Below are 25,262 nucleotides of genomic sequence, written 5' to 3'. Positions count from 1 at the left end.
ACCAATGAATGCGGCCCAAGGGACGTACCCAAGGGCCGGAACGGGGCGCTTATAGCCGCTGCGCCGGCCGAGTCAATGGGCCCCGGCACCTGCAGGCCGTCCGCTCGACAGGCCCCGCAGTTCCTTCGGCAGATCGTGGCGCAGGATCGCCGCTTCGGCCCGGGTCAGCATCCGCCGGGCCGGGGCGCCATAGCGGGCCGGGTCGCGGGCGACATCGGGGAACATCCGCAGCAGGCGCTCCAGCTGCTGCCCCTCCAGCCGCGACAGCGCCGCCTCGCCGGGATGAAAGCTCTCGGAGGGCACGCCATTGGCCCAGACCACCTGATGCCGGGCCAGCGCCAGGTGGTAATAGGTCAGCGATTTCAGCGAATGCACCGTGGTGATCGAGTGATCGTTGATCAGGTCGGCCGCCGCGACCAGCACCTCGTCGGTATTGAACAGCGCCCGGGCCGCCCGGCCCCGCACCAGCACCCGGTGCTGCGGCGAAACCAGCAGCTCGCCGTCGGGCAGGTCGCTGCCCAGGGCGGCGGCCCGGATCCGGATCGGCCGCAGCTCGGGCGAGACATGCAGACGCGCCCCGGTCAGCACCGATGAGCCGACCCAGTAGACCTCCTGCGCGCCGTCGTCGCGGGTGATGACCCTGTCGCCCGGCGCCAGATCCTCGACCCGGCGATCGCCATCCGGGGTGCGCAGCTTGGTCCCCTGGGTGAAGCAGATCACCGCCTTCGCGTCCTGCTTGATCTCGTGCCTTGGCGCCTCGGTCATCGCCGTAACCCAGAGCTCGGTCGCCGGCGGCGGCATCGCGCCGGGAAAGGCCAGCAGCATCCGCCCGGTGGCGGGATTGCGCAGCACCGCGACCGGGTATTGCCGGCGCCCGTCGGTCACGGTGAATCCGTCGCGCAGCGGCCCGTCCGGGTCCAGCAGCCCGTCGTCGCGGTTCGGCCCCCGCGCCGCCGCCATGCCGACGATCCGTGGTGTCCGCAGCCCGGCGCGGTCACGCAATTCGGCCGCGCCATGCGCCTCGTCCAGCACCAGCACGTCCTGCGGACCGTCAACCCGGACCGCCTGCCCGTTCCAGCTCCAGCTTGCCCCGATCGTCAGCTCCTCGAACGGCGCCCCGGGGAGCCCGTCGATTTCGGTGTCTGACCATGCGATGGCAAACGTGCCGCGAGAGCCCGTCCCCATACCTGTATGCCTGCCGTTTTCTTTTTTATTGCCGGCAGGCTATCGGGCGAAGTTCATCCTGTTAAGGGAATAGTCCCGTCGGGCTCGCGGTGCGAAGGAACCTGTGTTCTCAGAACCTCAGATGCAACCGGAGCGAGCCGACCATCTGGCCTTCCGGCTGGCCTTCGAATTCCTCACCCAGCCAGGTCACGCCATAGAAGACCGCCGCGCGCTCGCCCTGCCAGTTCACCCCGGCGCGCAGACGGACCCGGCTGTCGCTCAGAGTATAGCCCTGGTCCTCGGGCAGATAGGCGCTGTCGTAGACCTTGGCGATATCGCCGCCCAGTGCGAAGGACAGGCCGCTGACGCCATCGTTCGAGGCCCGGTAGCGCTGCCCGGTCACCACGTCGCGCAGCAGGATGTCGCCCTGCCCGACTCCGCCGATCAGCACATCGCCGCCGATCCGGGCCATGGTTTCGACCCCCGCGGTCATCTCGGCGAAGGGCCGCACCGAGAGCCGGTCCGAGATATGGAAGGTCCGCCCCGTCTCGGCGGTCAGGGTCGGATGCACCTGGTTGCCCAGCTGGTCGTCGAGCACCGTCGGCTCGTCCAGACCGAAGACGTTGTGCATCGTCTTCTGGAAACTGCCGATCCCGGTCATCGGCCCGATCGCGACCAGATCGACGCCAACCGAGTTCTCCAGGGCGCCGTAGCTGAAATGTGTATGCATGCCCAGCGACAGCACCCCGGCATAGCGCCGGTCTCCGGCCACCGGATTGACGAGGTTGGCGGGCGCGATCACCTCGGACCGAATCCGGAATTCGATCATCTCGCCAGGCCGGTCGGGATAGACGCCCGACCAGTCACGGCCCCTGACCAGCGACACGACATAGCCGCCGGTGCGCCAGCGGTCCTTCATGTCACCCAAGGCATCGTTGTTGAACAGCCGCCCCCAGCCCAGCGTGACCCGGTCGCCCGCGGCAGCAGGCGTGGCAAGTGAGGCAGCACTGACAAGAAGGGCGGTCAGACAGACGAGGGCGCGGCGCATGGAGCCTCCAAGCATGACAGATCGCCCCCCCAGGCAGACAGCAACGGGCTTACTTCAAACCCGCGCGGCGGCACAGCTTCGGGTTGCGTTTCAGGATCGACTGTGACCGATCATCCACATTTCGAGAACCCGCAGCTGGCACAGGTCATGCAGCCTTCGACCATCCGCATTTCATAGCTGCCGCAGGACGGGCAGGACTTGCCGCGCGGCGCGTCGAAACGGGTGCCTTCGGCCTGCGGATCGGCCTTCAGCCCCAGCCCCTCGCCTTCGATGAAGCCGATCGCCACCAGATGCCGCTCGATGACCCCGCCGATGGCCGCCAGGATCGAGGGGACGTATTTGCCCTGCATCCAGGCGCCGCCGCGCGGGTCAAAGACGGCCTTCAGTTCTTCGACCACGAAACTCACGTCGCCGCCACGCCGGAACACCGCCGAGATCATCCGGGTCAGCGCCACGGTCCAGGCAAAATGCTCCATGTTCTTCGAGTTGATGAAGACCTCGAAAGGCCGGCGCCGCCCGTTCAGGATGATGTCGTTGATGGTGATGTAGATCGCATGTTCGCTGTCGGGCCATTTCAGCTTGTAGGTCTGCCCTTCCAGCTCCTGCGGCCGGTCCAGCGGCTCGGAAATATAGATCACCTCGCCTTCGGACACCGGCACCGGGGTCCGGGATTCCTCGGGCTTGTCCTCGCTGACCGTCAGGACCGAGCCGGTCACCGCATTCGGCCGGTAGGTCGTGCAGCCCTTGCAGCCCTGATCCCAGGCCTGCATGTAGACATCCTTGAAATCCTCGAAAGAGATGTCCTCGGGGCAGTTGATCGTCTTCGATATGCTCGAATCCACCCATTTCTGCGCCGCCGCCTGCATCCGGACATGGTCGGCGGGGGCCAGGGTCTGGGCGTTGACGAAATGCTCGGGCAGCGGCGCGTCGCCCTTCAGGTCGCGCCACATCTGCACGGCATAATCGACCACCTCTTCCTCGGTCCGGCTGCCGTCCTTCTGCAGCACCTTGCGGGAATAGGCATAGGCAAAGACCGGCTCGATCCCCGAGCTGACATTGCCGGCATAGAGCGAAATCGTTCCGGTCGGCGCGATGCTGGTCAGCAGCGCGTTGCGGATACCGTGTTCCGCCACCGCCTCGCGCACATCGGCGTCCATCTGCATCATGTTGCCCGAGGCGAGATAGCCCTTGGCCTCGAACAGCGGAAAGGCACCCTTTTCCTTGGCCAGATCGACGCTGGCCAGATAGGCGGCGCGGGCAATCGCCTTCATCCAGGTCTCGGTCATCGCCACCGCCTCGTCCGAGCCGTAGCGCAGCCCGGTCATCAGCAACGCATCCGCCAGCCCGGTGACACCCAGCCCGATCCGCCGCTTGGCCTGCGCCTCGGCCTGTTGCGCGGGCAGCGGGAAGCGGCTGGCGTCGATGACATTGTCCATCATCCGGATCGCGGTGCGGACCAGCGCGTCGAGTTCCTCGCCGTCGATCCCCGCCGTAGCATCGAACGGGTTGCGGACCAGCCGGGCCAGGTTGATCGAGCCCAGCAGGCAGGCGCCATAGGGCGGCAGGGGCTGTTCGCCGCAGGGGTTGGTCGCGGCGATGGTCTCGACATAGTTCAGGTTGTTGGCGGCGTTGATCCGGTCGATGAAGATCACCCCCGGCTCGGCATAGTCGAAGGTCGCCCGCATGATCTTGTTCCACAGGTCGCGGGCGTTCAGGGTGTGATAGACCTTGCCGTCAAAGACCAGATCCCAGGGGCCATCCGCCTTGACCGCCGCCATGAAGGCATCCGTGACCAGCACCGAGACGTTGAAGTTGCGCAGCCGGGCCGGATCGCTCTTCGCGTCGATGAAACGCTCGATATCCGGGTGATCGCAGCGCATCGTCGCCATCATCGCGCCGCGCCGCGACCCGGCCGACATGATGGTCCGGCACATCGCGTCCCAGACATCCATGAAGCTGAGCGGCCCCGAGGCATCCGCCGCCACGCCCTTGACCCCCGCACCCTTGGGCCGGATCGTCGAGAAATCATAGCCGATGCCGCCGCCCTGCTGCATGGTCAGCGCGGCCTCGCGCAGGCTGCTGAAGATACCGTCGAGACTGTCCGGAATCGTCCCCATGACGAAACAGTTGAACAGGGTCACCGTCCGCGAGGTTCCGGCCCCGGCCAGGATCCGGCCCGCCGGCAGAAACCGGAAATCCTCCAGCGCCGCGTAGAAACGCTCTTCCCAGACCGCCGGCTCCGCCTCGACCTCGGCCAGCGCCCGCGCGATCCGGCGCCAGGTGTCCTCGACCGAGGCATCCACCACGGTGCCGTCGGCCTGTTTCAGCCGGTATTTCATGTCCCAGATCTGTTGCGAAATCGGGGCGGCGAAACGAGTCATGCGTTGGGTTCCTTGGAGGGTCTGTCCGCGGGGAAAAGCAGGATTCAGACGGTATCGCAAGCCCGGACCGTTCGCCACCACAGACTGCGCTTTCTACTGCAACTAGTTGCCACCCGCGGCATGGCTACAACATGTAGCGCCCACACCGGCTTGAACCTCTGCATCTGGGGCCTATTGTTGGCACATCGAGGGAATCGCATGACCATCCACATCCTGAAGCTCTGTGTCGGCGCCACATCGGTCGAGGATCTTCTCGACTGGCAGCGCACGCACCCTTCTCCCTACCCTGGCGGCGAGCGGCGGCATGTGACGCGGATGTGGCCCCGGCGCGAGGCCGAGGTGCTGGATGGCGGCAGTCTCTACTGGGTGATCAAGGGGCTGGTGCTGGGCCGGCAGCGCATTCTGCGCTTCGACGCGGTGGACCGGGGCGACGGCATCCGCAGATGCGGGCTGGTGCTCGACCCCGAGGTGATCCGGACAGAGCCTGCGCCGCGCCGCCCGTTCCAGGGCTGGCGCTACCTGAAACCGGAAGAGGCGCCGGCCGACCTGGGTGCCGAGCGCCCCGGCGACGACACCCTGCCGCCGGGAATGGCCGAGGCGCTGGCGGCCTTCGGGGTGCGCTGAGCCTCGATGCGGGACAATGCGCCGGGACGGTCCCCTGGCAAAGCCTGCCCCGCGCTACTCCGAAACCCCCAGGCGCCGCAGGAACGCCTCCAGCGCCGCCGCTTCGCCGGGGGCCTTCAGCGACCGGAACAGCACCGCCTCGGACGAGTGGATCAGCCCATCCGCCAGGATTTTCAGGTGATTGGCTTCCAGGGTCGCGCCGGTGGTGGTGATGTCGGCAATCGCTTCGGCGGTCAGGTTGCGCACCGTCCCTTCGGTCGCGCCCTGGCTGTCCACCAGCGCATAATCCGCCACCCCCTGCGCCTTCAGGAACTCGCGGACCAGCCGGTGATACTTGGTGGCGATCCGCAGCCGGTGCCCATGCACGGCCCGGAACGCGGCGCAGGCGGCATCGAGATCGTCCAGCGTATCGACATCGACCCAGGCCTTCGGCACCGCGATGACCAGATCGGCGCGGCCGAACCCCAGCCGCGCCACTTCCGCCACCTGGGTCTGCCAGCGCGGCAGCTTCTCGCGCACCAGGTCAGACCCCGTCACGCCCAGATGCAGCCGCCCGGCCGCCAGCTCACGCGGGATTTCCCCGGCCGAGAGCAGCACCAGCGACACGCCCTCGGCGCCTTCCACCTCGGCCGAGTATTCGCGATCGCCGCCGGTGCGTTTCAGCACCACGCCGCGCCCGGCGAACCAGTCGAAGCACTTCTCTTGCAGGCGCCCCTTGGAGGGCAGGCCCAGTTTGATCCCTTCGGTCGTCATCCCCGGGCCTCGCGTGCCTGCACCACAAGATCGGGCCGGATCACACCGCCGACCGCAGGGATCGAGCGGCCCCGGCCCAGCACCCTTGTCAGCGCGTCATAGCGCCCCCCCGTAGCCAGCGGCGGCAGGTCGCCGGGCCCCTGGAACGAGAACACGAAGCCGTCGTAATACTCCATCGCGGAACGGCCATGACTGGCCTCGAAGGCCAGCGAATCCACCTCGACCCCGCGCTTGCCCAAGGCATCGAGCCGCCGGTCCAGCCCTTCGATCGCCGCGGCGATGGCCGGCATCTCCCGGATCAGATCGCGCAGCGCGGCCAGGGCGCCGGTGGCACTGCCCTTCAGCGTCAGGATGGCCCCCAGCACCGCGACTTCACCGGCCCCCAGCGGCGGCTCGGCGGCATCGGCCCGCAGCGCCTCGATCCGCGCCGCGATCTCGTCGGCGCCGCGCAGCCCCAGCAACAGCCCGGCGCCCTGCATCGGATCCTCGGCCTGAAGCAGGGCCTGCCGGGTCGGCGGCACCGGAGTGCGGCCCGAATAGCGGTCGAGCAGCGCCCGGAACCGCGCCGGCCGCCATATATGCCGCATCAGCGCCGCCTTGCGGGCCTCGGAAGTCGACAGCCCCCGCACCGCGGCGATCAGAATCCCGATATCTCCCGTCACCGGGGTCGCCGGCACCCCGTCGAGCACCTGCGAGAACAGCGAGAACACCTCGGCATCCGCCGCCGCAGGGTCCGAGCGGTCGAAGACCTCGTAGCCGACCTGGAGATATTCCGAGGGCCGACCGTCATCGGTTTCCTGACGCCGGAACACCTCGCCCTGATAGCGATAGCGCGCCGGGTCGGCACCCCGTGCCATGTGCATCTCGACCACCGGCAGGGTGAAATCCGGACGCAGCATCAGCTCGCCGCGCAGCGGGTCGGTCGTCACATAGGCGCGGGCGCGGATGTCCTCGCCATAGAGGTCCAGCAGGGTCGCGGCCGGTTGCAGGATATCGGCCTCGAACGGCTCTGCCCCCGCCTCGGCGAACCGGGCCGAAATCCGCGCCGCCTCGGCAAGCGCCGCCGCCTTCATCCGAGCATCCGCTTCACGGTGGCAACCAGATCGCCACGCGGCACTTCCCGTTGCGCAGGCTGGGATTTCCATTCCTCGACCGAGGCCTGCTCGGCGATCTTCGCGCCCAGCACCAGGTCCTTGACCTGCACCACCCCGTTCGCCTTCTCGTCGGCGCCTTCGATGATCGCGATCGGCGCACCGCGGGCGTCGGCATATTTCAACTGGTTGCCGAAGTTCTTCGGATTGCCCAGATAGACCTCGGCCCTTATCCCGGCCTGCCGCAGTTCCGAGGCAATCGCGAAGTAATCCGCCATCCGGTCGCGGTCCATCACCGTGACCACCACCGGGCCTTCGGCCTGCGCGTCGAGCCGCCCCTTGGCGGTCAGCGCCGCCAGCAGCCGGTCGACACCGATCGACATCCCGGTCGCCGGAACCGCCTGCCCGGTGAAGCGCTTGACCAGATCGTCATAGCGCCCGCCGCCAGCGACCGAGCCGAACTGACGGGCACGGCCCTTCTCGTCCCGGATTTCAAAGGTCAGCTCGGCCTCGAACACCGGGCCGGTGTAGTAGCCCAGGCCACGCACGACGGAGGGGTCGATGACAATTTGATCTGGGCCGTAGCCCTGAGTTGACAGGAGAGAGGCCATTTCTTCAAGTTCGTCAACACCTTCAAGGCCAGCTCTTGAGTGTCCAACGATCTCACGCAAATACTTCGTCGTTGCGAGACTTCGATAAACGCCAGCCGCTGGGTCGATGCCCAACGGTCGGCCGGTAGATTCATCGAAAGAAGAGAGTGCTCTCACGAAGCGACTATAAGGCAAGCCCTCGCCTATCACGTCAGTTGCGATCTCTCCGACGGCTTTCTCAATTTCACTGTTGGCTACAACAAAGCGCATAACAATGCTGGCTTGGTCGTCCGATAGCCCGGCGCCCTTGGTGAAATCCCCGGACCCGTCCTTGCGGCCGTCCCCAAGCAGCGCCCGCACGCCTTCCGGTCCCAGCCGGTCGAGCTTGTCGATGGCGCGCAGGACGATCCCGCGCTCTTCGGCGAATTTCTCGGGGTCGGCAGGGTCCAGAACCCCGGCCACTTCCATGACGCCGTTCAATACCTTGCGGTTGTTGACCTTCACCAGATAGTCGCCGCGCTCGATGCCCACAGCTTCCAGGCAGTCCGCCAGCATCGCGCAAATCTCGGCATCCGCCGCCGGGTTGGCCGAACCGACGGTATCGGCATCGCATTGATAGAACTGCCGGAACCGCCCCGGTCCCGGCTTTTCGTTGCGCCAGACCGGCCCCATGGCATAGCGCCGATAGGGCGTCGGCAGATCGTTGCGATGCTGCGCATAGACCCGCGCCAGCGGCGCCGTAAGGTCATAGCGCAGCGCCAGCCAGGTCTTGTCCTCATCCTCCTGCCAGGCAAAGACGCCCTCGTTCGGCCGGTCCACGTCCGGCAGGAATTTTCCCAGCGACTCAACGGTTTCCACCGCCGGGCTCTCCAGGGCATCGAAGCCATAGCGATGATAGACCGCGGCGATCTTCGCCAGCATCTCCTGGCGCTGCGTCACCTCGGCGCCGAAATAGTCACGGAACCCTTTCGGGGTCTCGGCGCGCGGGCGGGCGGGCTTTTTCTGTTTGCTCATCGGGCTTCCCTCGGCGGTCGCCGCGGGGCATAGCGGAACCGGTGTTGCGGGGCAACACCGAGACTCGGGAGACACAGCATGAGCGAAGCACTGGAAGAAAAGGTCGCGCATCTGATCCGGGCGGTCGAGGACCTCTCGGAAGTGGTTGCCCGACAGGACCGCGAGATCGACCGGCTGAACCGCCGCGTCGCGCTGCTGATGGAGCGCGAGGCCGAACGCGAGGCCGACGGAACCGTCACACTCGCCGATCAGAAGCCGCCGCACTGGTAGGCGCCCTTAGGGCACGGCCCGGTCGTCGCATGGCGCCGGGCATTGCCCCCCATCCCGACCGGCAACGGGCCGGCCGAATTCGGAGGTCCGGCCATGGACATCTACCCGCTTCTGAATGTCCTGCATGTCGGGATCGCGGTGGCCTGGGTCGGCGCCGGCCTGGGGGCGATGCTGCTGACGACACGGGCGGCCCGCTCGGGCAATGACACCGCGTTGGTCGCGGCGGTGGCCGACAGCGCCTATCTGGCGTCGCGGGTCTTCATGCCGGGCGGCGCGGCGGTTCTGGCCAGCGGGCTCTGGCTGGCCTGGAGCGGCGACAACTTCGGCGAGGCCTGGGTTCTGCTGGGGCTGGCCGGCACGCTCTGCACCGCCGGGATCGGTGGCGGGTTGCTGGGCCCGCTGTCCAGAAAGGTCGCCGAACTGGGCGCCACCGCCGCCGGGATCGCGGCGGCGCATCGGCTGGCCCGGGTCCATCGCGGCGACGTGATCCTGCTCTTCGTGATCGTCTGGGACATGGTGGCGCGCCCGGCCTGGTCGAACTGGGTCCAGCTCCTGCTGATGCTGGCGCTGATCACCGCCGCGTTGCTGATCCACCTCCGCCCCCTTCTCCCCGGCCGCGCCAGCGCCTAGAACCGGGACATGGCCGAGTCACCCCGCTTCATCCACCTGCGCACCCATACCGAGCATTCGCTGCTGGAAGGCGCGCTGCCGGTCAAGAAACTGGCCCAGATGGCCGCCGATGTCGGGATGCCCGCCGTCGCGATGACCGACACCAACAACATGTTCGCGGCGCTGGAGTTCTCGACCCATGCCGCGGCCAAGGGCATCCAGCCGATCATCGGCTGCCAGGTCTCGCTGGAATATGACCCGGCGGCCCCGGGCGAGCGGCCCCGCGACCCGGCGCCGATCGTGCTGCTGGCGCAGAACGAGGCCGGCTATCTGAACCTGATGAAGCTGAACTCCTGCCTCTACCTGCGGCAGGGCAGCGAGTTGCTCCATGTCACGCTGGACGAACTGGCGGCGCATACCGAGGGGCTGATCTGCCTGAGCGGCGGCCCCGACGGCCCGGTCGGGCGGCTCCTGCGCCACGGCAACAGGGCCAAGGCCGAAGCGCTGGTCGCCAGCCTTGCCGAGGCTTTCCCCGACCGGCTCTATATCGAGCTGCAACGCCATCCCGGCGACCAGGGCCTGCCCGAGGACGAGCGGCTTTCGGAACGCGGCCATGTCGAGATCGCCTATGCCCGCGACCTGCCGCTGGTCGCCACCAATGACGTCTATTTTCCCAAGGCCGAGATGTACGAGGCGCATGACGCGCTGATCTGCATCGCCGAAGGCGCCTATGTCGATCAGCCGACCCCGCGCCGCCGCCTGACGCCGCAGCATTTCTTCAAGAGCCCCAGCGAGATGCAGGCCCTCTTCGCCGATCTGCCCGAGGCCATCGCCAACACGGTCGAGATCGCCCGCCGCTGCGCCTTCAAGGTCGAGAAGCGGAAACCGATCCTGCCGAGATTCGCCGAGGACGAGGTCGAGGAACTGTTCCGTCAGGCCCGCGAAGGCCTGGCCGCCCGGCTGGCGGTGATCCCGCATGCGGCCAGTGTCGAGGAGTATGAGGCGCGGCTGGAATTCGAACTGGGCATCATCAAGCAGATGGGCTTCCCCGGCTATTTCCTGATCGTTGCCGATTTCATCAAATGGGCCAAGGAACAGGGGATTCCGGTCGGGCCGGGGCGCGGCTCGGGTGCCGGCTCTCTGGTTGCCTATGCGTTGACCATCACCGATCTGGACCCGCTGCGCTACTCGCTGCTGTTCGAACGCTTCCTGAACCCGGAGCGGGTCTCGATGCCCGACTTCGACATCGACTTCTGCATGGATCGCCGGGAAGAGGTGATCCAGTATGTGCAGGAGAAATACGGGCGCGAGAAGGTCGCCCAGATCATCACCTTCGGTGCGCTCCTGTCGAAGGCGGCGGTGCGCGACGTCGGGCGGGTGCTGCAGATGCCCTATGGCCAGGTCGACCGGCTGTCGAAGCTGATCCCGGTCGAGGGCGTCAAGCCGGTGTCGATCGAGAAGGCGCTGGAGATGGAGGAACGTCTCCGCACCGAGAAGAAGTCGGAAGAGGTCGTCGACCGTCTGCTGACCTATGCGATGCAGATCGAAGGGCTGTATCGCAACGCCTCGACCCATGCCGCCGGGGTGGTGATCGGCGACCGGCCGCTGGACGAGCTGGTGCCGCTCTACCGCGACCCGCGCTCGGACATGCCGGCAACCCAGTTCAACATGAAGTGGGTCGAGCAGGCCGGGCTGGTCAAGTTCGACTTCCTGGGGCTGAAGACCCTGACGGTGATCCAGAACGCGCTGGACCTGCTGCGGCAACGCGGGGTCGAGATCGACATCGGCGCGATCCCGCTGGACGATCCCAAGACCTACGAGCTCTACGCCAGCGCCAAGACCGTGGCCGTGTTCCAGGTGGAAAGTTCGGGGATGATGGATGCGCTGCGGCGCATGAAGCCGACCTGCATCGAGGACATCGTGGCGCTGGTGGCGCTCTACCGGCCCGGCCCGATGGAGAACATCCCGACCTATTGCGAGGTGAAGAACGGGCTGAAGAAGCGGGAGAGCATCCACCCGCTGATCGACCACATCCTTGAAGAGACGCAGGGCATCATCGTCTATCAGGAACAGGTTATGCAGATCGCCCAGGAGATGGCCGGCTACAGCCTTGGCGGCGCTGATCTCCTGCGCCGGGCGATGGGCAAGAAGATCGCCGAGGAAATGGCCAAGGAGCGGCCCAAGTTCGAGGCCGGCGCCAAGGCCAACGGGGTCGATCCGAAGAAGGCCCGCGAAGTCTTCGACCTGCTCGAGAAATTCGCAAACTACGGCTTCAACAAGTCGCACGCGGCGGCATATGCGGTGGTCAGCTATCAGACCGCATGGCTCAAGGCCAACTACCCGGTCGAGTTCATGGCCGGGGTGATGAACTGCGACCTGCATCTGACCGACAAGCTGTCGACCTATGCCGAAGAGGTCCGCCGCGGACTGGGGATCGAGATCGTCGCCCCGTGCGTGAACCGCTCGGGCGCGATGTTCACCGTGAAGGACGGCAAGATCCACTATGCTCTCGGCGCATTGAAGAACGTCGGCATCGAGGCGATGCGGATGATCGAGGCTGCGCGGCAGGTCGACGGGCAGGAGAAGCCGTTCTCGACGCTCTACGACTTTGCCCGCCGGGTCGATCTGAAGCGGCTGGGCAAGCGGCCGCTCGAGATGCTGGCCCGCGCCGGTGCCTTTGACGAGCTCGACCCGAACCGCGCCCGGGTGCTGGCCGGGCTCGACGCGCTGGTCGCCTGGTCGGGTGCGGTGCACGAACAGCGCGCCTCGGCGCAGGTCTCGCTGTTCGGCGAGGCGGGCGAGGACCTGCCGGAACCGCGTCTGCCGGCGCAGGAGGACTGGCTGCCCGCCGAACGGCTGAGCGAAGAGCACAAGGCGGTGGGCTTCTACCTGTCGGGCCACCCGCTGGATGACTACATGTCGGCGCTGAAGCGCAAGAACATGCTGACCCTCGCCGAATTGCAGGAAAAGGCCGAACGCGAGGGCGGCGCGGTCGGGCGATGCGGGGTGCTGGTCAGCGCCCTGCAGGAGCGCAAATCCGGCAAGGGCACCCGGTTCTTCCGGATGAACATCTCCGACCCGACCGGGCAGGTCAGCGGCATCGCGCTGTTCCCCGAGGATTTCGACAGCTGCCGGGCGGTGTTCGAGCAGACCACAAGCGTCATCATGACGCTCGAGGCGCGGTTCGGCGAAGGCGGATTCGATCCGGTGGGCCGCTCGGTCGCGCCGATCGAAGGCGTGGTGGGCGGCGCCGGAATGGCGCTGAAGGTCTTCATCGACGAGGCCGAGGCGGTCGCCTCGGTGCGCAGCCTGCTGGACCGGATGGCAAAGGGCGCCAGTACCTCGGGCGCGGTGACCTTCTGCATCGCCGATCCGGCCCTTGGCCGCGATGTCGAGGTGACGCCGGACGAAGGCTTTGCCCTGACGCCGCAGATCAAGGGAGCGCTGAAATCGCTGCCCGGCGTGGTGCTGGTGGAAGAGATTTGAGCGCCGCGCGCGCCCTGTCGCTGGCGTGCCTGCTGCTGACGGGCTGCATGGAGACCATGCCCGGGGACGGCAGCGCCGCGCCGGCCGGCGAATCGGCCCCGGAAGACGCTTCCGCGAGTCCGGATGAGAAGACCGCTTCGGCCGGGGCACCGGCCGGTGAGGCGAAGCCGGCGGCAGGCGACCCGGCAGACGGCGAGGTGGCTGCGGCGCGGACCTCCGATCAGCCGCTGCCCTTCGGCGAGGTGGCCACCGCCTGCGGCGTTCGTGGCCGCGCCCTGGGACAGGTCGTGGCGCGCTATCCGGCCAGGGGGGCCGCGCAATGGAAGCTCCACGACACCGACCCCGAGGCCACCGGACCGCGCAACCATTACGTCACCGGCTTCAAGGATGGCTGCCCGCGCCGGGTCACCGGCGCGCTCGGCCTGTTCGGCACCGCCGCGCTGCACGAGACCTGGCGCTACCGCAAGGACAACCGCGCCCCCTGGTCCGAGACCGACACCCGCTATGAAGCCCTGAAGGCGCAGATCTGCGGCACCACGCGTGGCACGCCCTGCCCGGCCTCGCGGCTTGCGGCGATGCAGAGGAAGACCGCCTTCGTCACCTTCTATCCCCGCTATGGCGCCGAGGCCGGCTGGTTCGTGATGCTGATGAGCGAGGGACGCCTGATCGCGGCCTCGATCAGCGGCTGAACCGGACACGGCCCGGGGTCAGAGCTCGGGCGTCAGGAACTCGAGCCGGTTTCCGAAGGGATCGGCGGCGTAGAACCGTCGATAGCCGGGATAATCCGGGTCGCGGATCACCGCGGTTCCGGCCTCCTCCAGCCGCCGCGCCAGCGCCTCGAGCGCCGCGACACTGGCCAGCGCCAGACCCGGATGCGCCTTGGCCGCCGCAACGAAAGGCCGCGCCACGCCAAGGTGCAGCCGCAGGCCGCCGCTCTCGAACCAGACGCCACCACGCCCGGATAGCACCGCGGGCTTGGCGACCTCGGGCAGGCCCAGCAGCCCGCCATAGAATTCGCGCGCCACGGCCTCACCGCCTTCCGGCATCGCCAGCTGGACATGGTGCAGGGCCTGCGGCGTGAACGGGTCGGGCGATTGCATGGGCGCATGCCTAGCCGGACCGCAGCAGTGCAACAAGGCCCGCTGCCCGGTTTCGGGAAGCCGCAGGCGACAGGAGACTTGATCCCGGCGCCAATCCCGGCTTTGCTGTGATCCGGCCCAGTTCCCTGCTTTACGCCGCATCGGGCGGGGGGCGACGGTGGTCGGGATGCAAAGACGGCGGCGGACTGACAGACATGGACATTGCGTTTCTTCTGAACGGAGAAACCCAGCGGATCGCGGATCAGCCCCCGACCCGCACCTTGCTGGACTGGCTGCGCGAGACGCGCGGCCTGACGGGCACCAAGGAGGGTTGCAACGAAGGTGACTGCGGCGCCTGCACGGTGATGGTCACCGACGAAACCGGATGCAGGGCGCTGAACGCCTGCATCCTGATGCTGCCGCAGCTCGACGGCAAGGCGGTGCGCACGGTCGAAGGGCTGACCGGCCCCGAGGGCCAGCCGCATCCGGTGCAGGAGGCGATGGTCGCCCATCACGGCAGCCAGTGCGGTTTCTGCACGCCGGGCTTCGTCATGTCGATGGCGACCGCCCATGCCAATGGCCAGCGCGATCACGACGACCGGCTGACGGGCAACCTCTGCCGCTGCACCGGCTATGCGCCGATCATCCGCGCCGCCCGCGCGATCGAGGAAACCCCGGTACCGGCCTGGCTGGATGATTCGGGCGCCCTGCCGCCGCGCGGCATCACCGACAGCGACGCCGCCTTCCTGCCGCGAAGCGCCGACGAGCTGGCCGACTGGTATCTGGCGCATCCCGGGGCGACGCTGATCGCCGGCGCCACCGATATCGGTCTCTGGGTCACCAAGCAGCTCCGCGACCTGCCCGAACCGGCCTTCATCGCCGGAATCGACGATCTTCGCGGCGTCAGCGTTTCCGACACCGAGATCCGGATCGGCGCCATGACGACCCTGGCCGAGCTGCAACCGGCCATCGCCCCGCATCACCCCGGTTTTGCCGAGATGATCCGCCGCTTCGGATCGGCCCAGGTCCGGGCCGCCGCGACGGTCGGCGGCAACATCGCCAACGGCTCGCCGATCGGCGACAGCCCGCCGGCGCTGATCGCGCTCGGCGCCACCCTGCACCTGCGGCGCGGGTCCGAGCGGCGCAGCCTGCCGCTGGAGGATTTCTTCCTCGACTACGGCAAGCAGGACCGCCGCCCCGGCGAATTCGTCGAAGCGGTAACGATCCCCCGGCAGGAAGACCGGCTGCGGGCCTACAAGATCTCGAAACGTTTCGATCAGGACATCTCGGCGCTCTGCGGCTGCATCTCGATCCGCCTGGACGCGGGCCGGGTCAGCGAGGCGCGGATTGCCTTCGGCGGCATGGCCGGCACCCCGAAACGCGCCGCCGGCGCCGAGGCCGCGCTGCTGGGCAAGGACTGGTCCGAAGCCGCCGTCCGCGCCGCGATGACGGCGCTCGACGGCGATTTCACCCCGCTCAGCGACATGCGCGCCTCGGCCCGCTACCGGGCCCAGGCCGCGCGCAACCTGCTGATGCGCTACTTCCTGGAAGATCAGGGACAGCCGGTCAACGTGCTGGAGGTGGGACAATGAGCGTCGGAGCCCCGCTGCCGCAGGACGCGGCCGAACTGCATGTGCGCGGCAGTGCCCGCTATGTCGACGACATCCCGGTCCCGCCCGACTGCCTGCACCTGGCCTTCGGCCTGGCGCCGGTGGCCGCCGGGCGGATCACCGGGCTCGACCTGGCCGCCGCGCGCGCCCTGCCCGGGGTCCGGGCGATCTGGACCGCCGAAGACTTCCCCGAGATGCCGGACTGCTCGTCCTCGAATGCCGATGAGCCGCTGCTGGCGACCGGCGACATCCATTACCTCGGCCAGCCGGTGTTCCTGGTGGTGGCCGACAGCCATCTGACCGCCCGCCGCGCAGCCCGTCTGGGCAAGGTGCATGTCGAGGAGCGCAAACCGATCCTGACCATCGAAGAGGCGCTGGCCGCCGACAGCCGCTTCGAGGACGGACCGCGGATCTGGGAGTTCAACGACACCGCCGCGGCGCTGGCCGCGGCGCCGCACCGGCTGTCCGGCCGGATCGAGATCGGCGGTCAGGAACATTTCTACCTGGAAGGCCAGGCCGCCCTGGCGCTGCCGCAGGAGGACGGCCAGATGCTGGTCCATTCCTCGACCCAGCATCCGACCGAGATCCAGCACAAGGTGGCCCATGCCCTGCATGTGCCGATGAGCGCGGTGCGGGTCGAGACCCGGCGCATGGGCGGCGGCTTCGGCGGCAAGGAGAGCCAGGGCAACCCGCTGGCCATCGCCTGCGCGCTGACCGCGTCGCGGCTCGGGCGCCCGGCCAAGATGCGCTATGACCGCGACGACGACATGCAGATCACCGGCAAGCGTCACGATTTCCGGATCGCCTACGAGGTCGGCCATGATGCCGAGGGCCGGGTCCTGGCGGTCGATTTCACCCAATGGACCCGCTGCGGCTGGAGCATGGATCTGTCGCTGCCGGTCGCCGACCGCGCCATGCTGCATGCCGACAACGCCTATGCGATCCCGGCAATGCGGATCGAGAGCCACCGGCTGAGGACCAACACCCAGTCCGCCACCGCCTTCCGCGGTTTCGGCGGACCGCAGGGCCTGCTGGGGATCGAGCGGGTGATGGACCATGTCGCGGCCGAACTGGGGCTCGACCCGCTGGAAGTGCGGCAAAGGAACTTCTATGCCGAGGCGCCGGGGGAGGCTGTCGGCCTCCCCCGGACCCCCTCCGAGGATATTTCCGAGGTAAAGCGGGGCGCAGGCACGGAAGTCCAGGTGACACCCTATCATCAGCCGGTGACCGATTTCATCCTGCACGGGCTGGTCGGGCAGCTGGTCGAGACCTCGGACTATCACGCCCGGCGCCGGGCGGTGGCGGAATGGAACGCCGCCAACCCGGTGCTGAAGAAGGGCCTGGCGCTGACCCCGGTGAAATTCGGGATTTCCTTCACCCTGACCCATCTCAACCAGGCCGGGGCGCTGGTGCATGTCTATCAGGACGGCTCGATCCTGATGAACCATGGCGGCACCGAGATGGGACAGGGCCTGTTCCAGAAGGTCGCCCAGGTGGCGGCGGCGCGGTTCGGCGTCAGCATCGACCGGGTGCGGATCACCGCGACCGATACCGGCAAGGTGCCGAACACCTCGGCCACCGCAGCGTCCAGCGGATCGGATCTGAACGGGATGGCGGTGCAGGCGGCCTGCGACCAGATCCGCGACCGGATCGCGGTGCTGTTGGCCGAACGGCATCAGGCCAGGCCCGAGGACGTGGTCTTTGCCGATGACCGGGTGCGGGTCGGCGGCGACGAGATGAGCTTCGAAGATGCCGTTGCCCTGGCCTACGAGAACCGGGTCAGCCTGAGCGCCTCGGGCTTCTACAAGACGCCCGAGATCGAGTGGGACCGGATCGCCGGGCGCGGCCGGCCCTTCTACTACTTCGCCTATGGCGCGGCGGTGACCGAGGTGGTGCTGGACACGCTGACCGGCGAGAACCGGATCCTGCGGGCCGACATCCTGCACGACTGCGGCGCCTCGCTGAACCCGGCGCTGGACATCGGCCAGATCGAGGGCGGCTATGTGCAGGGCGCCGGCTGGCTGACGACCGAGGAACTGGTCTGGGACGGTTCCGGCCGACTGCGGACCCATGCGCCCTCGACCTACAAGATCCCGGCCTGTTCCGACCGGCCTCCGGTCTTCAACGTGGCGCTCTGGAAATGCGCCAACCGGGCCGCGACCGTCTATCGCTCGAAGGCGGTGGGCGAGCCGCCGCTGATGCTGGGGGTCTCGGCCTTCCTGGCGCTGTCGGATGCGGTGGCCTCGGTGCGCGGGGACTACCCTTCCCTCGACGCCCCCGCCACCGCCGAGCGGCTGCTGATGGCGATCAACCGATGACCGGCGCGGGACAATGTCGCGGCGTGGCGGAGCCGGGCGGATGAGCCTGGATCGCGCCGCCCTGTCCGACGCCGTGGCCCGGCATGGGCCGGTGGCCCGCATCGTCGTGGCGGAGGTGCAGGGCTCGGCCCCGCGAGAGGTCGGCGCCGCGATGCTGGTCTGGGTCGGTGCCGAAAACGGCGGCCAGTCCGGCACCATCGGCGGCGGGGCGCTGGAACTGCAGGCCACCGGGCGGGCCCGGCAGGCCCTTGCCCAGGGGCAGGACCGGCTCGACCGGGTGCCGCTGGGCCCCGGGCTTGGCCAGTGCTGCGGCGGGGCGGTGACCCTGCTGACCGAACTCTGGGACCGCGACCGGCTGGCGGGCCTGACCGGAGAGGGACATGCCCGGCCGCTGCCGGGCACGGCCGCCGGAGAGGCAGAGCCGCCGCCGCTGGCGGTGCGCCGCTGGCAGGCCGCCCTGCGCAATGGCACCGGCGTCGCTCCGGGGGTGCTGAACGGCTGGATGGTCGAACCCTTCAGCCCGCCCGGGCAGGACCTCTGGGTCTGGGGCGCCGGCCATGTCGGGCGCGCGGTGGTCGGGCTGATGGCGGCGCTGCCGGGCTGGAGGATCACCTGGGCCGACACCGCGGCCGGGCGGTTCCCGGACAGCCTGCCGGACGGCGTCGATCCGCTGGTCGCCGCCGACCTGGCCGCCGCCCTGCCCTATGCCCCGCCCCGGGCGCAGCATCTGATCCTGACCTACAGCCACGAGATCGACCTGCAGCTCTGCCACGCCGCCCTGCAGCACGGCTTCGGCTGGTGCGGGCTGATCGGTTCGGCCTCGAAATGGGCCCGGTTCCGCAGCCGGTTGCGGCAGCTCGGCCATTCCGACGCCGCGATTTCAGGCATTTGCTGCCCGATTGGGCGGAAATCCTTCGGCAAACATCCACAAGCCATTGCCGTCGGCCTTGCTGCCGATCTACTTTCCCTGAGAGAGACGGCCACTGACGCAAAGGATGCGACCGGGTGACGGAGATGCTGCTCGCCATTGACGGGCTGACCAAGGCCTACCCCGGCGTGGTCGCCAATGACGACGTCTCGTTCCGGGTCGCCCCGGGTGAGGTCCATGCCCTGCTGGGCGAGAACGGCGCCGGGAAATCGACCCTGGTCAAGATGATCTACGGTCTGGTCAAGCCCGACGCCGGGCAGATGAGCCTGCATGGCGCGCCCTTCGCCCCCGCCACGCCGCACGCGGCCCGCGCCGGCGGCGTCGCCATGGTGTTCCAGCATTTCTCGCTGTTCGAGGCGCTGAACGTGGCCGAGAACGTCGCCCTGGGCATGGAGGACCCGCCGAAACTGCGTGATCTGGCGGCGCGGATCCGGCAGGTCTCGGAGGATTACGGCCTGCCGCTGGACCCGTCGCGGCTGGTCGGCGATCTGAGCGCCGGGGAACGCCAGCGGGTCGAGATCGTGCGCTGCCTGCTGCAGGATCCGAAACTGCTGATCATGGACGAGCCGACCTCGGTGCTGACCCCGCAAGAGGTCGACATCCTGTTCGAAACGCTGCGGAAACTGTCTTCGGAAGGGACCGCCATCCTCTATATCTCGCACAAGCTGGAGGAAATCCGCGCGCTCTGCGACGGCGCAACGATCTTGCGGCGTGGCAAGGTGGTGGCCAGTTGCGACCCGCGCGAGAAGACGGCACGGGAACTGGCCGAGATGATGGTCGGCGCGGTGCTGACCCCGCCCGAGCGGGCCGGGCGGGCGCCGGGCGCGGTGGCGCTCGAGGTCGAGGGGCTGTCGGTGGCCTCGCCCAATGCCTTCGGAACCTCTCTGAAACAGGTCTCCTTCACGGTGCAGGCCGGGGAAATCCTCGGCATCGCCGGGGTCGCCGGGAATGGCCAGGACGAGTTGCTGGCGGCGCTCTCGGGCGAGTTGAAGGCGCCAAGGGACGCGGTTCGGATCGGCGGCGCCGCGGCCGGGCATTTGGGGCCGGTGGCGCGGCGCAGGCTGGGGCTGGTGGCGGCGCCGGAAGAACGGCTGGGCCATGCGGCGGTGCCGGACATGAGCCTGGTCGAGAATGCGGTGCTGTCGGGCTGGCTGCGGCGCGGGTTGGCCAAGGGCGGCTTCATCAACTGGACGCTGTCGCGGGCCTTTGCCGAGGAGATCGTCGAGAATTTCGACGTCCGCACCCCCGGCACCCATGTCGCGGCGCGGGCGCTGTCGGGCGGCAATCTGCAGAAATTCGTGATCGGGCGGGAAATCTCGCAGCAGCCCGAGGTGATCGTGGTGAACCAGCCCACCTGGGGTGTCGATGCCTCGGCGGCGGCGGCGATCCGGCAGGCGCTGCTGGACCGCGCGGCGGGCGGCGCGGCGGTGGTGGCGATCAGCCAGGACCTGGACGAGCTGCTGGAAATCTCGGACCGGTTCGCGGCGCTGAACGAGGGGCGGCTGACCGCGCCACGCCCGGCGCAGGGGCTGACGGTGGACGAGATCGGCCTGATGATGGGCGGCGCACATGGCATGGAGGTGGCGCATGTCTGAGCGGCACGGAACCCCGGCCCCTGCGCGGGCTGCCGGCGCCGGAACCTCCGGCGGGGATATTTCGAAGGTGAAGCGGCGCCGCCGCGCCCGCGGTTGCGGAGCGGCCCGATGATCCGGCTGGTCCGCAGGCCGATGCCCTCACGCGGCTGGGCGCTGGCGACGCCGCTGCTGGCGGTTCTGCTGACGATGATCGCCGGTGGGCTGCTGTTCGCGGCCCTGGGCAAGGACCCGCTGGTGGCGATCCGGACCATCTTCTGGGACCCGATCATGGGCAAGAACGCCTTCTACTACCGCAGCCAGCTGCCGGTGAAGGCCGCGCCGCTGGTGCTGATCGCGACCGGGCTGGCCCTGGGCTTCCGGGCCGGGATCTGGAACATCGGCGCCGAGGGGCAATACATCGTCGGCGCGCTCTGCGGCGCTGCGGTGGGTCTTGGCTTCTATCCGGCCGAGGGCTGGTACATCTTTCCGCTGATGGTGATCGCGGGGGCCCTGGGCGGCTTTCTCTGGGCGATGATCCCGGCGCTGCTGCGGGTCACGTTCGGCACCTCGGAAATCCTGGTCTCGCTGATGCTGGTCTATGTGGCCGAGAACCTGCTGGCCTCGATGGCCCTGGGCGCGATGAAGAACCCGGACGGCTTCGGCTTCCCCGGCAGCCGCAACCTGAGCCAGTATCCGGCGGCGGCCAATCTGGAGATCTGGCCCGGCACCGGCATCCACTGGGGCGTCATCGCGGCGCTGATCGCGGTGATCTGCGCCTATGTGGTGCTGGCGCGGCACCTTCTGGGCTTCCAGATCAAGGTCACCGGCCTGGCGCCCCGCGCGGCCCGCTTTGCGGGGGTCGATCCGAAGCGGCTGATCGTCATCTGCCTTGGCGTCTCGGGCGCGCTGGCCGGGCTGGCGGGCATGTTCGAGGTCTCGGGACCCTCGGGCATCGTCTCGATCGACTTCAACGTCGGCTACGGGTTCACCGCGATCATCGTCGCCTTCCTGGGCCGGCTGCATCCGGTCGGCATCCTGCTGGCCGCGCTCTTGATGGCGCTGACCTATATCGGCGGCGGCATTGCAGAGGGCCAGCTTGGCCTGCCCTCGGCGGCGATTCTGGCATTCCAGGGGATGCTGCTGTTCTTCCTGCTGGCGCTGGACGTGCTGACCAATTTCAGCATCCGGCTGGGCAGCGGCCAGACCAGAGGAGGCGTCTGACATGGGTGGCATCGATCCAATCCTGCTGCTGGCGAGCCTGATGGTCGCCTCGACACCGATCTTGCTGGCCGCCCTGGGCGAGATGGTGGTCGAACGGGCCGGAGTGCTGAACCTGGGCGTCGAGGGGATGATGATCTTCGGCGCGATCTGCGGCTTTGCCGTGGGGGTCGGAACAGGTTCGCCCAGCCTGGGCTTCCTGGCCGCGGCCCTCGGCGCCGCAGCCCTGTCGATGCTGTTCGGGGTGCTGACCCAGATCCTGCTGTCGAACCAGGTCGCCAGCGGCCTGGCGCTGACCTTGTTCGGGCTCGGCCTGTCTTCGCTGGTCGGGCAGAGCTATTCCGGCATCAAGGCGCCGCCCTCGCTGGATTTCGACATCCCGCTGCTCTCGGACATCCCGGTGCTGGGTCCGATCCTGTTCCAGCATCACCCGATGGTCTATCTGTCGATCCTGCTGGTGATCGGAGTCTGGGTGCTGCTGCGCCACACCCGCGCCGGGCTGATCCTGCGCGCGGTCGGCGAGAGCCACGACGCCGCCCATGCGCTCGGCTACAAGGTGGTCGCGATCCGGCTGGCCGCCATCGCTTTCGGCGGTGCGCTGGCGGGTCTCGGCGGCGCCTTCATCAGCCTCGTCCGGGTGCCGCAATGGACCGAGGGCATGACCGCCGGCGCCGGCTGGATCGCGCTGGCCATCGTCGTCTTCGCCTCGTGGCGGCCCTGGCGGGTGCTGATCGGGGCCTATCTGTTCGGCGGGGTCTCGGTGCTGCAGCTCAACCTGCAGGCCGCGGGCTTCAAGGTGCCGGTACAGTATCTGGCGATGTCGCCCTATCTGATCACCATCCTTGTGCTGGTCCTGATGTCGGCCCGCCGCCGAAGCGCCACCGCCCAGGCCCCGGCAGATCTCGGCAAGACCTTCCACGCCTCATCCTGACCCCATACAACCCACCAATTGCCGCGTGAAAGCGGCTCTGCCAACGGGAGTTTACCATGCAGAGAAGACAGTTCCTGGCCACCACCGCCGCTACCGCCCTCGCGGCCGCCACTGGCAGCGTCGCGCAGGCCGCCGACAAGGTGAAGGTCGGCTTTATCTATGTCGGCCCGGTCAATGACGGCGGCTGGACCCAGCACCACCATGAAGCCGCGCTCGAGATGGTCGAGACGCTCGGCGACAAGGTCGAGATGGTCTATCAGGAGAACGTCCCCGAAGGTCCGGATGCCGAGCGCGCCATGACCCAGATGGCGCTGGACGGGGCCAACCTGATCTTCACCACCTCCTTCGGCTTCATGGACGCGACGATCAACGTTGCCGCCAAGTTCCCGGACGTGAAATTCGAACATGCCACCGGCTACAAGACCGCGCCGAATGTCGGCGTCTACTCGGCCCGCTTCTACGAGGGCCGCGCGGTGCAGGGCTTCCTGGCCGGCAAGATGACCAAGTCGAACAAGATCGGCTACATCGCCTCGTTCCCGATCCCCGAGGTCATCCGCGGCATCAACAGCGCCTTTATCCATGCCAGGAAGGTGAACCCGGATGTCGAGTTCAGCGTGATCTGGGCCTTCACCTGGTTCGACCCGGCGAAAGAGGCGGATGCCGCCACCGCGCTGATCGAGCAGGGCTGCGACGTGATCCTGCAGCACACCGACTCGACCGCGCCGCAGGCCGCCGCGCAAAAGGCGGGCAATGTCTACACCTTCGGCCAGGCCGCCGACATGGCGGAATACGCGCCGATGCCGCGGATTTCCTCGATCATCGACGTCTGGGCGCCCTATTACATTGCCCGGACCGAAGCCGTCCTGAACGGAACCTGGGAAAGCGACAATACCTGGGACGGGATCGGTGCCGGCATGGTCGGGATCGGTGAAATCTCCAGTGCGGTTCCGGCGGATGTGAAGGCCGAGGCCGAGGCGCTGCGCGACTCGATCGCCGCGGGCGAATATCACCCGTTCACCGGCCCGCTGAAGAAGCAGGATGGCAGCGACTGGCTGGCCGAGGGCGAGACCGCCGACGACGGCACGCTTGCCGGGATGAACTTCTTTGTCGAAGGGCTGACCGGCGACATCCCGTCCTGATCACGGCGAATTGTACGATTCAGGGGCCCGGCGATTCGCCGGGCCCTTTCTCTTTGATCTGAATCATGGCGGGCGCCGCACCGCCGGCTCAGCCTTTCCTGCAAAGGCCCCAGGATCGGGGCGAGTCATGATCAAGGAGATTGCAAGTGGCCCATATTGTTGTGCTCGGCTCCGGGCTGGGCGGTACCATCATGGCATACGAACTGGCGGATCAGATCGGCAAGGGCGACCGGATCACGGTCGTCACCAAGGATCCGAAATACCATTTCGTCCCGTCGAACCCCTGGGTCGCGGTCGGCTGGCGGAAACGCGAGGACATCTCGATCGACCTGGCGCCGGTGATGGCCAAGAAGGGGATCGAGTTCCGCGCCGTCGCGGCCGAGAAGCTGGAGCCCGACGAGAACAAGCTGAAGCTCGTCGATGGCACCGAGATCGACTATGACTACCTGGTCCTCGCCACCGGGCCCGAGCTGGCCTTCGACGAGATCGAGGGGCTGGGGCCGGACGGCTTCACCCAATCGGTTTGCCATATCGACCACGCCGAGAAGGCGGCCGAGGCTTTCGAAGCCTTCTGCGAGAACCCCGGGCCGATCGTGGTGGGCGCGGTGCAGGGCGCCTCCTGCTTTGGCCCGGCCTATGAATACTGCATGATCCTGGAAACCGAGCTGCGCCGCCGCAAGTTGCGGCCCAAGGTGCCGATGACATTCGTGACCTCGGAACCCTATATCGGGCATCTCGGACTGGACGGGGTCGGCAACACCAAGGGGATGCTCGAGGCCGAATTCCGCGACCGCCACATCAAGTGGATGACCTCGACCCGGGTGAAGAAGGTCGAAGACGGCAAGATGACCGTCGAGATCGTTGCCGATGACGGCACCGTCGGCCCCGAGACCGAACTGCCCTTCGGCCTGTCGATGATGCTGCCGGCCTTCCGTGGCATCAAGCCGCTGTCGGGGATCGAGGGCCTGTCGAACCCGCGCGGCTTCACCATCATCGACAAGCACCAGCGCAACCCGAAGTACCCGAACATCTTCGCCATCGGGGTCGGTGTCGCGATCCCGCCGACCGGGCCGACCCCGGTGCCCTGCGGGGTGCCGAAGACCGGCTTCATGATCGAATCGATGGTCACCGCCACGGCGGAAAACATCGGCGCGCTGCTGAAGGGCAAGGAACCCGACAGCGTCGCGACATGGAACGCCGTCTGCCTGGCCGATTTCGGCGACGGAGGCGTCGCCTTCATCGCGCAGCCGCAGATTCCGCCGCGCAACGTCAACTGGGCCTCGGAGGGCAAATGGGTGCATGGCGCCAAGGTGGGCTTCGAGAAATACTTCATCCGCAAGATGCGCAAGGGCACCAGCGAGACCTTCTACGAGGCCGCCGCGATGAAGATGCTGGGGATGGACAAGCTGACCACCGTGACCCGCGGATAGGGGCT

The 25,262-nt window shown here is 67.9% G+C and carries 20 protein-coding genes; 13 read left to right on the top strand and 7 right to left on the bottom strand.

Translation table 11 applies throughout. The features are described 5' to 3' along the window. Positions 1-72: 72 nt before the first annotated feature. The 3 genes from NUW50_RS01235 to NUW50_RS01225 form a co-directional block, all read right to left on the bottom strand. On the bottom strand, positions 73-1,185 hold the full coding sequence (locus tag NUW50_RS01235) for a Hint domain-containing protein (RefSeq protein WP_258287235.1): 1,113 nt from the start codon (positions 1,183-1,185) through the stop codon (positions 73-75). 109 nt (positions 1,186-1,294) lie between these two features. Beyond that, positions 1,295-2,212 carry a lipid A deacylase LpxR family protein gene (locus tag NUW50_RS01230; protein WP_258287234.1) on the bottom strand — a complete coding sequence of 306 codons (918 nt, stop codon included), beginning with the start codon at positions 2,210-2,212 and terminating at the stop codon, positions 1,295-1,297. Positions 2,213-2,322: 110 nt separating this feature from the next. After that, positions 2,323-4,593: an adenosylcobalamin-dependent ribonucleoside-diphosphate reductase gene (locus tag NUW50_RS01225; protein ID WP_258287233.1), complete on the bottom strand. Its 2,271-nt coding sequence runs from the start codon at positions 4,591-4,593 to the stop codon at positions 2,323-2,325. 198 nt (positions 4,594-4,791) lie between these two features. Here NUW50_RS01225 and NUW50_RS01220 point away from each other — a divergent pair, with 198 nt between their 5' ends. Beyond that, positions 4,792-5,217 carry a DUF1489 family protein gene (locus tag NUW50_RS01220; protein WP_258287232.1) on the top strand — a complete coding sequence of 142 codons (426 nt, stop codon included), beginning with the start codon at positions 4,792-4,794 and terminating at the stop codon, positions 5,215-5,217. 54 nt (positions 5,218-5,271) lie between these two features. Here NUW50_RS01220 and hisG read toward each other — a convergent pair whose 3' ends face one another. The 3 genes from hisG to hisS are packed head-to-tail and all read right to left on the bottom strand — an operon-like array spanning position 5,272 to position 8,665. Then, the gene (gene hisG, locus NUW50_RS01215; RefSeq protein WP_258287231.1) at positions 5,272-5,970 is read right to left on the bottom strand and encodes an ATP phosphoribosyltransferase; all 699 of its coding nucleotides are present in this window, start codon (positions 5,968-5,970) and stop codon (positions 5,272-5,274) included. After that, the gene (locus NUW50_RS01210; protein ID WP_258287230.1) at positions 5,967-7,043 is read right to left on the bottom strand and encodes an ATP phosphoribosyltransferase regulatory subunit; all 1,077 of its coding nucleotides are present in this window, start codon (positions 7,041-7,043) and stop codon (positions 5,967-5,969) included. Before NUW50_RS01210 ends, hisG begins: the two co-directional genes overlap by 4 nt. Then, entirely contained in the window at positions 7,040-8,665 is a 1,626-nt protein-coding gene (hisS, locus tag NUW50_RS01205) for a histidine--tRNA ligase (protein WP_258287229.1), read from the bottom strand. Before hisS ends, NUW50_RS01210 begins: the two co-directional genes overlap by 4 nt. 78 nt (positions 8,666-8,743) lie before the next feature. Here hisS and NUW50_RS01200 point away from each other — a divergent pair, with 78 nt between their 5' ends. From NUW50_RS01200 to NUW50_RS01185, 4 genes are all read left to right on the top strand, one after another. Beyond that, positions 8,744-8,935 carry a SlyX family protein gene (locus NUW50_RS01200; protein ID WP_258287228.1) on the top strand — a complete coding sequence of 64 codons (192 nt, stop codon included), beginning with the start codon at positions 8,744-8,746 and terminating at the stop codon, positions 8,933-8,935. Between the two features lie 93 nt (positions 8,936-9,028). Beyond that, positions 9,029-9,565, top strand: coding sequence for a hypothetical protein (locus NUW50_RS01195; RefSeq protein WP_258287227.1), 537 nt, complete (start codon positions 9,029-9,031; stop codon positions 9,563-9,565). 9 nt (positions 9,566-9,574) lie between these two features. Continuing rightward, a complete protein-coding gene (gene dnaE / locus NUW50_RS01190; RefSeq protein WP_258287226.1) occupies positions 9,575-13,030 on the top strand; it encodes a DNA polymerase III subunit alpha in 3,456 nt (1,151 codons plus the stop codon). Continuing rightward, positions 13,027-13,719, top strand: a complete 693-nt coding sequence (locus tag NUW50_RS01185) for a hypothetical protein (RefSeq protein ID WP_258287224.1) — start codon at positions 13,027-13,029, stop codon at positions 13,717-13,719. The genes dnaE and NUW50_RS01185 overlap by 4 nt, the downstream gene beginning before the upstream one ends. An 18-nt stretch (positions 13,720-13,737) precedes the next feature. Here NUW50_RS01185 and NUW50_RS01180 read toward each other — a convergent pair whose 3' ends face one another. Further along, positions 13,738-14,130 carry a VOC family protein gene (locus NUW50_RS01180; protein ID WP_258287223.1) on the bottom strand — a complete coding sequence of 131 codons (393 nt, stop codon included), beginning with the start codon at positions 14,128-14,130 and terminating at the stop codon, positions 13,738-13,740. 194 nt (positions 14,131-14,324) lie between these two features. On the opposite strand from NUW50_RS01180, the gene xdhA reads away from it, so the two are divergent. From xdhA to NUW50_RS01140, 8 genes are all read left to right on the top strand, one after another. Beyond that, positions 14,325-15,701, top strand: a complete 1,377-nt coding sequence (gene xdhA / locus NUW50_RS01175) for a xanthine dehydrogenase small subunit (RefSeq protein ID WP_258287222.1) — start codon at positions 14,325-14,327, stop codon at positions 15,699-15,701. Further along, the gene (xdhB, locus tag NUW50_RS01170; RefSeq protein WP_258287221.1) at positions 15,698-18,037 is read left to right on the top strand and encodes a xanthine dehydrogenase molybdopterin binding subunit; all 2,340 of its coding nucleotides are present in this window, start codon (positions 15,698-15,700) and stop codon (positions 18,035-18,037) included. Before xdhA ends, xdhB begins: the two co-directional genes overlap by 4 nt. A gap of 40 nt (positions 18,038-18,077) precedes the next feature. Then, a complete protein-coding gene (gene xdhC / locus NUW50_RS01165) occupies positions 18,078-19,046 on the top strand; it encodes a xanthine dehydrogenase accessory protein XdhC (RefSeq protein WP_258287220.1) in 969 nt (322 codons plus the stop codon). Next, complete coding sequence (locus NUW50_RS01160; protein WP_258287219.1) at positions 19,043-20,560, top strand: ABC transporter ATP-binding protein; 1,518 nt, start codon at positions 19,043-19,045, stop codon at positions 20,558-20,560. The genes xdhC and NUW50_RS01160 overlap by 4 nt, the downstream gene beginning before the upstream one ends. 108 nt (positions 20,561-20,668) lie before the next feature. Further along, complete coding sequence (locus NUW50_RS01155; protein WP_258287218.1) at positions 20,669-21,760, top strand: ABC transporter permease; 1,092 nt, start codon at positions 20,669-20,671, stop codon at positions 21,758-21,760. Between the two features lies 1 nt (position 21,761). Continuing rightward, a complete protein-coding gene (locus tag NUW50_RS01150) occupies positions 21,762-22,688 on the top strand; it encodes an ABC transporter permease (protein ID WP_258287217.1) in 927 nt (308 codons plus the stop codon). Between the two features lie 56 nt (positions 22,689-22,744). Next, a complete protein-coding gene (locus NUW50_RS01145) occupies positions 22,745-23,827 on the top strand; it encodes a BMP family ABC transporter substrate-binding protein (RefSeq protein ID WP_258287216.1) in 1,083 nt (360 codons plus the stop codon). Between the two features lie 146 nt (positions 23,828-23,973). Next, entirely contained in the window at positions 23,974-25,257 is a 1,284-nt protein-coding gene (locus NUW50_RS01140; RefSeq protein WP_258287215.1) for an NAD(P)/FAD-dependent oxidoreductase, read from the top strand. Positions 25,258-25,262: the final 5 nt, after the last annotated feature.

The sequence above is a fragment of the Frigidibacter sp. ROC022 genome (genome assembly GCF_024723735.1).
In the GTDB taxonomy this organism is placed as follows: Bacteria; Pseudomonadota; Alphaproteobacteria; order Rhodobacterales; family Rhodobacteraceae; genus SLM-1.
This window is presented reverse-complemented; position numbering and strand designations above follow the sequence as displayed.

What these genes read in the sequence shown, in the direction of transcription:
- NUW50_RS01200 (WP_258287228.1), top strand. Translation starts at nt 8,744, where the DNA reads ATGAGCGAAGCACTGGAAGAAAAGGTCGCGCATCTGATCCGGGCGGTC.
- NUW50_RS01195 (WP_258287227.1), top strand. Translation starts at nt 9,029, where the DNA reads ATGGACATCTACCCGCTTCTGAATGTCCTGCATGTCGGGATCGCGGTG.
- NUW50_RS01180 (WP_258287223.1), bottom strand. Translation starts at nt 14,130, where the DNA reads ATGCAATCGCCCGACCCGTTCACGCCGCAGGCCCTGCACCATGTCCAG.
- xdhB (WP_258287221.1), top strand. Translation starts at nt 15,698, where the DNA reads ATGAGCGTCGGAGCCCCGCTGCCGCAGGACGCGGCCGAACTGCATGTG.
- dnaE (WP_258287226.1), top strand. Translation starts at nt 9,575, where the DNA reads ATGGCCGAGTCACCCCGCTTCATCCACCTGCGCACCCATACCGAGCAT.
- hisG (WP_258287231.1), bottom strand. Translation starts at nt 5,970, where the DNA reads ATGACGACCGAAGGGATCAAACTGGGCCTGCCCTCCAAGGGGCGCCTG.
- NUW50_RS01145 (WP_258287216.1), top strand. Translation starts at nt 22,745, where the DNA reads ATGCAGAGAAGACAGTTCCTGGCCACCACCGCCGCTACCGCCCTCGCG.
- NUW50_RS01225 (WP_258287233.1), bottom strand. Translation starts at nt 4,593, where the DNA reads ATGACTCGTTTCGCCGCCCCGATTTCGCAACAGATCTGGGACATGAAA.
- NUW50_RS01155 (WP_258287218.1), top strand. Translation starts at nt 20,669, where the DNA reads ATGATCCGGCTGGTCCGCAGGCCGATGCCCTCACGCGGCTGGGCGCTG.
- NUW50_RS01150 (WP_258287217.1), top strand. Translation starts at nt 21,762, where the DNA reads ATGGGTGGCATCGATCCAATCCTGCTGCTGGCGAGCCTGATGGTCGCC.
- NUW50_RS01210 (WP_258287230.1), bottom strand. Translation starts at nt 7,043, where the DNA reads ATGAAGGCGGCGGCGCTTGCCGAGGCGGCGCGGATTTCGGCCCGGTTC.
- hisS (WP_258287229.1), bottom strand. Translation starts at nt 8,665, where the DNA reads ATGAGCAAACAGAAAAAGCCCGCCCGCCCGCGCGCCGAGACCCCGAAA.
- NUW50_RS01235 (WP_258287235.1), bottom strand. Translation starts at nt 1,185, where the DNA reads ATGGGGACGGGCTCTCGCGGCACGTTTGCCATCGCATGGTCAGACACC.
- NUW50_RS01230 (WP_258287234.1), bottom strand. Translation starts at nt 2,212, where the DNA reads ATGCGCCGCGCCCTCGTCTGTCTGACCGCCCTTCTTGTCAGTGCTGCC.
- xdhC (WP_258287220.1), top strand. Translation starts at nt 18,078, where the DNA reads ATGAGCCTGGATCGCGCCGCCCTGTCCGACGCCGTGGCCCGGCATGGG.
- xdhA (WP_258287222.1), top strand. Translation starts at nt 14,325, where the DNA reads ATGGACATTGCGTTTCTTCTGAACGGAGAAACCCAGCGGATCGCGGAT.
- NUW50_RS01220 (WP_258287232.1), top strand. Translation starts at nt 4,792, where the DNA reads ATGACCATCCACATCCTGAAGCTCTGTGTCGGCGCCACATCGGTCGAG.